This is a genomic window from Rhizobium sp. FKY42 (genome assembly GCF_005222835.1).
Taxonomy (GTDB): domain Bacteria; phylum Pseudomonadota; class Alphaproteobacteria; order Rhizobiales; family Rhizobiaceae; genus Neorhizobium.
This window is the reverse complement of the sequence record NZ_STGA01000075.1, coordinates 19,001-19,254: the sequence shown is the minus strand read 5'-3', so window position 1 is coordinate 19,254 and position 254 is coordinate 19,001. Positions and strand designations below refer to the sequence as shown.

At 60.6% G+C, this 254-nt stretch carries 1 protein-coding gene; it reads left to right on the top strand.

The window, feature by feature from the left end; all coding sequences use genetic code 11:
* Nucleotides 1-254: TrbI/VirB10 family protein (locus E8M78_RS24000; protein ID WP_281405095.1), on the top strand; the 254-nt coding region annotated here is incomplete at both ends.

Genomic DNA, 254 nt, shown 5'->3' with positions numbered 1-254 from the left:
CCTTGACCGTCGCCGGTGAAGACCGAAACAGCCAGTACCTCTCGTCAGCGAGCGCAATTGGTGACCGATCGGCCAAGGCGCGGAAGATTGAACGCATCGACGCCATGATCCCGGAGGGTACGCTGATCCCCGGCATCCTGGAGACGGCGATCGTCAGTGATCTTCCGGGTCAGGTTCGCGCCATAACATCCAGGGATGTCTACTCCTTCGATGGCCGGCGCGTTCTCATCCCAACGGGAACACGGTTGATCGGT